This window comes from Rhodococcus sp. A14 (assembly GCF_011603105.1).
In the GTDB taxonomy this organism is placed as follows: domain Bacteria; phylum Actinomycetota; class Actinomycetes; order Mycobacteriales; family Mycobacteriaceae; genus Rhodococcus_F; species Rhodococcus_F opacus.
On the sequence record NZ_JAAOQS010000206.1, the window covers coordinates 1 to 5376 of the forward strand.

5 protein-coding genes and 1 pseudogene are annotated in these 5376 nt (G+C 63.7%); 2 read left to right on the forward strand and 4 right to left on the reverse strand.

Annotated features, from left to right (window positions below):
• Positions 1-1345: 1345 nt before the first annotated feature.
• From G9373_RS44470 to G9373_RS44480, 3 genes are all read right to left on the reverse strand, one after another.
• Positions 1346-1546 carry a DUF4177 domain-containing protein gene (locus G9373_RS44470; protein WP_061042837.1) on the reverse strand — a complete coding sequence of 67 codons (201 nt, stop codon included), beginning with the start codon at positions 1544-1546 and terminating at the stop codon, positions 1346-1348.
• 260 nt (positions 1547-1806) lie between these two features.
• Positions 1807-2199 (reverse strand): hypothetical protein, encoded by a 393-nt coding sequence (locus tag G9373_RS44475; RefSeq protein WP_167121169.1) that lies wholly within the window; start codon positions 2197-2199, stop codon positions 1807-1809.
• 462 nt (positions 2200-2661) lie between these two features.
• Positions 2662-3012: a hypothetical protein gene (locus tag G9373_RS44480; protein WP_167121171.1), complete on the reverse strand. Its 351-nt coding sequence runs from the start codon at positions 3010-3012 to the stop codon at positions 2662-2664.
• 586 nt (positions 3013-3598) lie between these two features.
• Here G9373_RS44480 and G9373_RS44485 point away from each other — a divergent pair.
• Positions 3599-4297 carry a DUF998 domain-containing protein gene (locus tag G9373_RS44485; RefSeq protein ID WP_240961136.1) on the forward strand — a complete coding sequence of 233 codons (699 nt, stop codon included), beginning with the start codon at positions 3599-3601 and terminating at the stop codon, positions 4295-4297.
• Positions 4298-4721: 424 nt separating this feature from the next.
• Positions 4722-5029, forward strand: a pseudogene (locus tag G9373_RS44490) (WhiB family transcriptional regulator).
• 39 nt (positions 5030-5068) lie between these two features.
• Here G9373_RS44490 and G9373_RS44495 read toward each other — a convergent pair.
• Positions 5069-5376: phosphate uptake regulator PhoU (locus G9373_RS44495; protein WP_167121173.1), on the reverse strand; the 308-nt coding region annotated here is incomplete at its 5' end.

Genomic DNA, 5376 nt, shown 5'->3' on the forward strand with positions numbered 1-5376 from the left:
GCCCTGCACCGATCCGGTGCAGGGCCCCTCTGGTGTCGTCGGCGGTTGATCACGGTATGCGGATGCGTATAGGGCAGCGACTCCGCCGGCAGCGGGAACTCGGTGTCCTCGCCGAACAGGGACAGCCTCCCCGCAGTGGTCGACGACAGTTCGGTCACAAGCCCTGGTGCGACTTGGGTGTGAGTCCGGCCACGACCGGAGCCAGATCGGCGGAGACGTGAAGTGGCTGCTCGAGCATGTCCGCACGGCGGTTTCAGGCTCCTACTGACAGCCGGTGGCGAGATCTGCTGACCTCCATCGGCGATCCGCAGGTCGTCGCACTGACATCTTCGCGACGACTTCCACCTACAGCAGCCGCGCTTTCATGAACTCTCAGTGCCTCGTGGCGGCTTACTTCCGGTTTGTGCGCGGTCGGTGACGAGAATTCCGCTTCCCGCACCGTCTCCCGGGAAACCGCACCTCATCGCGTTTTCACGGAAGAGCGGCCGAGACCGTGCTCGGGGTTTGACCCTCGACCGGACGGGACCCCGGCGATCGGCCGCGGCCAGGCGGCGCGTGTGAGGGGAACCTACATCTGCCGTCTACGCGGCTTGCTCCGTGTCACTCATGATTTGTGCCAAAAGGCCAGGTGAGCTCGCTTTTTTTTGCTCTGCAGAGCATCGCGTAGCGTCTCCACGACGGATTTCGTGCAGGTGCGTACGGAAAAGTGGGTGACGAGCCGGCTCCCCACCCTGCGCACCTACCACGAGCAGTGTGAGCGGTCGAGTCGCCGAGCACTCGGGGAGTGAGGACTCGAGGCGGCCCGCCGTGAGGGAAAACGTCTGGGCCTCGAAGCCGGGCTCGTCGACGAGGAATGGAACCCGGTCACCGGACCGGACCAGGTCGGGGAGATCGTCATCCGCGGACACAACATCATGAAGGGCTACTACAAACGGCCCGAGGCCACCGCCGAGGTCATCAAACTGGTCCGCGATGTGCCGTACACGGGACCCCGGGTGCCGCTATCGCGCCGGAATAGGCTGCCTCAAGACTGATGAGGAACGTTCGGGTCGCGCCGGGTTCCCATCTGCTAGAAGGGCATCTAGTTCGCGCCACACCGTTCGCTCCAAGTCGACGGAATGCTCCATGCACGGGACCAATGCGTCGGCTAGCGCGTGATCTGACTGCCGATGGGGGCGGTTACTAGTGGGAGAGCTGCGACTACCAGGTCTTCTTCGAACTTCGGGTGTGTTGGCCGCGAACCCTGGGAACTTGATCGGATGGCTTCGGTTCCAGCGTGTGTTCCACTCCACTAGAATCACATCCACCCGGGCGTTGTGGACGGCCGCCGACACCGGTCCCTCGCTCAGCTTTCGCGTTCGAAGGTGATCAGCAGTCCCTCCACGCTGCCAGGGCCGATTCTGCCCTTGACATCGGACGAGGTTATCGCTTTGAGACGCCATCCTTGCTGGGCGTACTGGTTGAGCAGGTCTTCGAGTTTGGCGCCGGACATTTTGCCGCCGATCATTTTCTCGCGGACCTCGACGACCTTGTATGTGTATGTCATTGTTGCCGCTCCCGTTGGTTTCACGGTGTTCTCGGGGATAGTCGGGGTGTTCACCAGAACGGGTGAACGTCGAGATGAGGTGCTTCCTGGCTCGTCACCCCGTTCGCCCTGGAGTCGGGAATCTCTGAGATGAGGTGTGCACGATGAAGGAAATGGCAGTGCGGATTGCTGTTGCGTCGGCCGTGATCGCTCCGGTCTCGTGACGATGCGGGTGCCGACACTCATTTTGTCGTACCTTTTGCCCGCGATCCCCGGCCGAGTTACCGAGCGGGAGTGTCGGTACCGCGAAGGTTCGCGTCTGTGATATTTGGTTCCGGATTCCATGTCGAGACAGCCCAGATGACGACGATATCGAGGGCGATGATCAGCAGTGACCACCCCGGATAGTAGGGCAACCACAGAAAGTTCGCCAAGATCGAGATGGCGGCGACGACGATGGCCGACACGCGGGCCCACCCGGCGCCGGTGAACAGGGCCAGGCCGACGATCGCGACGAGGACACCGAGGATGATGTGGATCCAGCCCCAGGTGGTGAGGTCGAACTTGTAGACGTACTCGATGCCGCTGACGAACACTTCGTCTTCGGCGACCGCCGCGATGCCTTGGAAGAACTGGATGATGCCGACGGTGACCATGATAACGGCGGCCCCCATCGACGTACCGGCTGCGAAAGCCTGTTTACCAGAGGGATACTCGGAACTCGCTGGATTCACTCCCGAGCTACGATCGGACATGGCTGACCCTTCCCGAGCTTCGGTTTTTTACCGATACCACAATTATCTGCCGCCGTGTGGGGTGTTCGCGGCAAAATTCGGATTGCGGTTCGAACGAACCCCGGATGTTGTCGTGCCTGGGTGGGGATTACCCGGGGTGAAGTCCGCGCCGGCGTCGGCACGAACCCGCGACCTCGTATTCGCCAGCTACGACAGGCGTGGTGAGTGACGCGGGAAGCACCCCACACTCTCGCTGCCGGTCGCCGGCCGTGCAGCCGGCTCGGGGGTGAGGCGGCTGCACGGCCGGGCTCGGTGAGCGTTGGTGCACGGCTGTATGTGGCGTCGAGTGTGCGGGTGGCTGTGCACACGAGCCTGCACGACTCGTCGACGGCGCCGGAAACATTAATCAGTGTCTGTGGCGTGCTTCCGGTGCCGCGCGAGGAAACGAGCGCGGTGCCGCTCGAGGGTGGCCTCCGTATCGCGGAGGAGCTGCCGATGCCGGCGGGCACTGGCGTATCGCACAGCGGCACCGCGCCGCCGCAACATCTGTGCGTGGGCAGCCGCGGACTGGTCGTCGAACAGAACCGCCGCGGCCTCGTCACACTCGATCAGCACCCACTCGTACGCCAGCCGGGCCGGGGCCGCGTCGTCGAAGAGCGCCGGCATCACCGTGTCGTCGAACAGTTGGAAGGGGACACGCGCGAGTCGGTACTGGAGGCGGCCGAGCGCTCGTGCCACGGCTGCGACTCCCATGGAATTCGATGGTAAGTGGTAGGACGTGCGTGCCGCATCAATTCGACTGCCTCACAGTCGGTCCATGGCCCTTGTGAGGAGGTCTCACTCAAGCACCCGATCAATCGCCGTTTCCGAAAGAGCCGGTCGGGTATTCCGTCCGAAGGACGAGGAGGTCTGTGTTTGCTTGTGCTGGTCGTGTCCGCCGGTGTGCGGGGCCGGAAGCGCCGAAGGACCCCGACCACCTCGCCGAAGAAACCGCCGATAACGGAGATATGTCAACTGAAACCTTGAAGTGATTGCGCGCCAGTGCTTGTGAATTACCACCAATGTACCGACGACGCCGGACGCAGCGCCCGATCCACGGCAAGTACGACCTGATACACAGTGGAGGCTGACCATGCAGATATTTCGGACAGCATTCTCAGGTTCGGGTCGTAGGGTCACGCAGATCATCCGGGTCGGCGATTTCCGGCCTCACTCGACACATCTGGTTCGACAGAGAGAATCCACTATCAGTTATCCTCACCGCGCCGGAACGTCACCGAGAACAGATAATCTTCGCCACGCAGTTGCTGGCACGGCCTGGGTACTTTCGTTCGCCTACTTGTTGGCGGAGGTGTTCACCGCGGCGGCGTGGAGCACCCCTTACAGCTTCGCGCAGGACTCGATCAGCTCCCTGGGCGTGACGACCTGCGAAGTCGGATCGTGCTCACCGATGCACGACGTCATGAATTCGACGTTCGTCGCGCTCGGGGTGCTCACTCTCCTCGGTGCACTGTTTCTTCAGCGGCACATACGAAGTGGCCGGGAGAAGAAGTGGATACTCTCCCTTGCCGTGATCATCGCGGTCAGCACCGCTGCCACCGGACTGTTTCCGGCGAACGATGGAACGATCACCCACTGGTCGGCCGTGTTGCCGGGCTTCGTGGCGCGCCACGTGGTGCTCATGCTCATCGCGTGGCATATGTGGCACGAGAAGCGGCTGGTCGCCCTGTGGTCCGCGCTGTGCGCACTCGTGGGCCTGGTCGGCGCCGGCCTCATGCTGGGACAGGCGCTGCATTTCGGCCTGGGGGAGCGTCTCGCTCTCTACCCGTTACCGATGTGGATGGCCGTGACCGGCATGGCGGTACTGATGGGGCTGGCACGCCGCACGCTGTTCCGCAACGTCGAGTTCTCGCTGCGCCCTTTCCACCCGCGCACCGCCACCTTACGGCCGAGAAGGTCCGCGGTTACGGCACCTCGGTGCTCGATCGAATGGCAGCCACGAACCAGTGGCGTGGACTCGGCCGAGACACGCGCGTAGCCGATCAGCATGTGTCGAAAATGCCTTTCGTAGAGGTTTTTCGACATGACTTCTCGACACAGGTTTTCGACGCCATTTGCCTGCCAAACCCGTGGGTCAGAGTGGGTGTCGGAAATGATCAATTCTCGACAGGGTTGGAGGAGGCAGATAGGGACTGCGTCCGTGGTGCCGACTTAGGAAGTGGCACACTTCGTCCCCGACACCCACCAGAATCCGTACCCGTGGACCGTGAAATGGGTTCATTGACCGCGGTAGAGAAGCCCGCTCACGGCAGATCCGTCCGTGCTGCTCACCGCGACTCGGAGCTGCAGGTTGAGAGAGCAGCCCTGGTAATTCTTCGCCCCCGGCGGAACGAGTCCAGGATCGCCACACCCTGCGCCGGTTCCCCGGGCTTTCCGTTCCGGAGGCTCCTGTTCCACCGACCGTGCACCCCGATGATCGCGATCCGCGGGGCACCGACCCCCATGGTCCCCTCGTCGCCGAGTGGGGTGCCCGGGCAGCGTGCCGGGGCGTCGACGCGGCGATCTTCTTTTCCCCCGACAAGGAACGCGGACTCGACCGCGCCCGCCGGAAGCCGAAGCGAAGCGGCTCTGCGCGAGCTGCCCGGCGCTCGCTCCCTGCCGCGACTATGCCCTGTCCGCTCCCGAACCGTATGGCACCTGGGGCGGGATGAGCGAGACCGAGCGACGCAGATACGCTCGCCAGCAGCGGAGCGCCGCGAGCATGCAGTAGGCCCGTCGCGGTCCACGCTGGCGACCCGAGTGCGCCGGTCTACGGGCTCAGGGGTTCGCCGGTGACGAGGAAGATGACCCGGCGCCCGACCACGACGGTGTGGTCACCGAAACGTTCGTAGAATCGGCCCAGCAAGGTGGCATCGACCGCGGCTGGGATGCTGCCGGGCCAGGTTGGGTCTTCGATCAGGGTGAGCAGTCGTCGGTGCAGCTCGTCGAGTTCGTCGTCGCGTCTGCCGAGCTCGGTGGCCAGCTCGGGATCATGTGTGCGCAGGACCTGTTCGGCGAGGCCGGCCAGGGCGGTCGCCGCTCGCCCCATCCGGTTCAGGATTTCTTCGGTCTCCCCGG